The sequence below is a fragment of the Desulfurellaceae bacterium genome (assembly GCA_021296095.1).
Lineage (GTDB): Bacteria > Desulfobacterota > Binatia > Bin18 > Bin18 > JAAXHF01.
On record JAGWBB010000032.1, the window covers coordinates 44,961 to 48,145 of the forward strand.

At 50.8% G+C, this 3,185-nt stretch carries 5 protein-coding genes; all 5 read left to right on the top strand.

The features are described 5' to 3' along the window. The first annotated feature begins 134 nt into the window (after positions 1-134). The 5 genes from J4F42_09795 (at position 135) to J4F42_09815 (ending at position 2,880) form a co-directional block, all read left to right on the top strand. Positions 135-437, top strand: coding sequence for a hypothetical protein (locus J4F42_09795; protein ID MCE2485791.1), 303 nt, complete (start codon positions 135-137; stop codon positions 435-437). A 78-nt stretch (positions 438-515) separates the two neighbouring features. Further along, positions 516-1,853: an AAA family ATPase gene (locus J4F42_09800; GenBank protein ID MCE2485792.1), complete on the top strand. Its 1,338-nt coding sequence runs from the start codon at positions 516-518 to the stop codon at positions 1,851-1,853. Positions 1,854-1,863: 10 nt separating this feature from the next. Next, entirely contained in the window at positions 1,864-2,283 is a 420-nt protein-coding gene (locus J4F42_09805; protein ID MCE2485793.1) for a hypothetical protein, read from the top strand. A 25-nt stretch (positions 2,284-2,308) separates the two neighbouring features. Continuing rightward, complete coding sequence (locus J4F42_09810) at positions 2,309-2,569, top strand: hypothetical protein (GenBank protein MCE2485794.1); 261 nt, start codon at positions 2,309-2,311, stop codon at positions 2,567-2,569. Between the two features lie 95 nt (positions 2,570-2,664). Next, positions 2,665-2,880 carry a type II toxin-antitoxin system HicB family antitoxin gene (locus tag J4F42_09815; GenBank protein MCE2485795.1) on the top strand — a complete coding sequence of 72 codons (216 nt, stop codon included), beginning with the start codon at positions 2,665-2,667 and terminating at the stop codon, positions 2,878-2,880. The last annotated feature ends 305 nt before the right edge of the window (positions 2,881-3,185 follow it).

Here is a 3,185-nt window from a genome sequence, read left to right on the forward strand (position 1 = left end):
GCAGCTGCACCCGCTGGACAACATCATGATTATTGCCGCCGTTTTCCTGCTGCTCGGCGACATCAGTCTGCGCACCCTGTTCGGCCCCCCGGCCGAATGAGCTGTCCGGGTCAAGAGGAGGATAGAAGAAGGCGATGAAACAGGTGTTCCTGGGTGTGTGGTGGTGTCTGGCGCTGAGCGGGTGTTCGTTCTGGATTTTTGGCGACGATAACGAAGACCACCTCATCGGCAAGCGCTACATTGACGAGAACGTCCGGTCAGAGATGCCGGTCTATGCCAGTCCCGAAGACGTGGAACCCCGAGAGGGGGACGTGATCGTCAAGCCGGGCCTGTTCGCCCGTCTGAACCCCTTTGCGTCGGACGAGGACGACGAGCTTGGTCCACCCGCCGAGGCCGACGACGACGGTAGCCTGTTTCGGAGCTTTCTGCCGTTTTAGCAGCTGGTCAGCCTGTCATACGTCGGAGCTGGTGAACATTTTTGGTCATGATGGCATAACGACTGTGGAGGCCACGGCGTGAACGTCCGCAAGCTGATCATCGAAGATGTTCGTTGTTTTGCCAGCAGGCAAGAGTTCAACATCCGCCCCCTGACCCTCCTGGTCGGTGAGAATAGCACTGGAAAATCTACCGTGCTGGGCTGTTTTCAAACCTTACATACTTTCGCAAACCCAAAACCATCTGGTTTTCACTTGGATTTTAACGTCGAGCCCTATCAGATGGGTACGTTCGTCGATATTGTGAGGAAATCTAACCCTCGAAAGAGAAGCTTCAAGTTAGGCTTTGAATACAAATCTGAAAACAAAAAAGAAAGCGCAGAATATATCCTGACACTGGCGGAAAAGGAGAAGGGTTCTGAACCTGCTGTTCAGGAACAACGAGTAATTCTTCCCAAGGGCGAGCTAGTCTTCGTTGAAGGTAAAGAGAAAATTAACGGACCAAATAGACAGAGTCCCAGCATTGACTCTGAAATTAGCGGGAGCATTGGAGAAGAGGGATTCAGAAGAATTGTCATTGGTGTCAATTCGCATCGGTTGAATGCGAACATATCTTCCAATCTGACTTCTATGGCGTTTGAAGCAGCGGATAAGGGGGACTCATCTCCCGAGGAGAAGGATTTTTATGAACTCGTTGAAAGACTGCCAGAGTCTTTATCGGGAAGACGGTACGGACCGTATGAGGAAGACCCTTACAGCTTCGCGCCCATTCGTTCCAAGCCGCAGCGAACCTATGACCCCCTGAAGGAAACTATTAGCCCCGAGGGAAGCGATATCCCTATGCTACTCATGAATATGTTCAGGACGAATGAGAAAGAATGGAAGGAACTCAAGGGACGATTGATTGAATTTGGCAAATCTTCAGGGTTGTTCTCGGACATTCACGTTAGAAGACTCGGAAAGTCCATGGGTGATCCCTTTCAACTGCAAATCAAAGTCAGAGGACCAAAGGTTAATATGATAGATGTAGGCTACGGCGTTAACCAACTTCTTCCTATTTTGGTGCGTATGATAAATTCACCTCCAAGGGTGCCGTTTTTGATGCAACAGCCAGAGGTTCACTTACATCCCAGAGGACAAGCGGAACTATCGTCCCTGTTGGTCGCTCTGATCAGACAGAGGGAGCATAGTTTTGTGATCGAGACACACAGCGACTACATGGTTGACCGGGCTCGTATCGAGATTATGAAAAAGAGAATAGAACCAGAAGATGTTTCGCTTATCTACCTGGAGCCATCCGGCAACAGCGTCAAAGTTCACAATATCGCGTTCGACGATCAAGCGAATTTACTGGGGGCGCCAAGCAGTTACCGTGAATTCTTTCTCAAAGAATCCGACAGATTGCTCGGTTTTGATTAAGGATCGAACTATGTGTCTGATTCTGGATACAAATAGATACGGCGATTTTCTTAATCCAGAGAATCAAGACATGAAACCCGTGAGAGATTGGATGAATGCTAAGAATGGCAAAATGGTCTACTCGTCAATAGGTAAGATAAAAAAGGAATTAAGACAAAGCCGGAAAATGAATGACAAATTCAAGGAATATCGGAGAGCAGGAAAAATTATAAGTTACCCTCGCCAAGCCATCGCTGAAGAAAAAACAAATCTGCCGAGCCATAAATCAGACGACCCGGATGTCCTCGCTCTAGCCCGAGTATCTGAGGTCACTTTGCTGGTCACAGATGATAGAGATTTACAGGCCGATTTTGAAAGAATCATTCCCGGAGGAAGAATCTACAAGACCAAAGACGACGCAGACTTTCTTAGCAGAGACCTCTGCCCATAACCCCGGCTGATTCTGGAATTGAGCAATGGCCCTACACCCCGACTTCCCCGATTCCTCCCACGCGATTCTTGACCCGGAGCTTCGCTGGTTCCCGGCAGACGAAACGCTGCGCGACATAAGCGCCAAAAAGCTGCTGCCGCCGCTGGTGGCCGAGCTTCGGCGGCAAGTGCAGACGTTCCGCAATAACGGCTACGCGGGCGCGAGCCCGACAAACCGCAGCCTGCTCAACTGGTGGTTCAAGGAACCTCATCTGCTGGAACAGGCTGACGGGATTTCGGGAATATAAGAATTTGTGAATCGGGTCGAATCCTTGACGGATATCAGCATTCCAGGCTTTAATTTTTCATGCGTCAAGAGACTGACCCTTTAGGAGAGGTGACGATGAAAAATGAGTTCACAGCGATCATCGAGCAGGACGGGGAATGGTATATTGCCTACTGTCCTGAAATTCCTGGTGCAAACGGTCAGGGCAGAACCAAGGACGCTGCACGCGAGAATTTGGCTGAGGCCATAGCGCTTATCCTTGAGGATCGCCGGGAGGCGGGACTGCGTGGAGTACCGCCAGAGGCCATCCGAGAAACGGTCACCGTCTCATGAAACGGAGCAGTCTGCTCCGTCACCTTCGAAGGTACGGTTGTGACCTCAAACGCGAAGGACGTTCTCATTCGCTGTGGTACAATCCTCAGACTGGCGCAGTCGAAACAGTTCCGCGCCATACGGAAATACCCAACCGCTTGGCCGGCAATATCTGCCGTAGCCTTTCAGTACCAGAGATTGGGAAGCATAGACCTCAAGGAGCACGATGAAATTTCACGCGATTGCCTATGGGACGGTCGGCACCCGCCCGGAGCTGGAGGCCGGCATGGCCGGGAAAAACCCGGCCCTGTATCAGCGCATGCTGA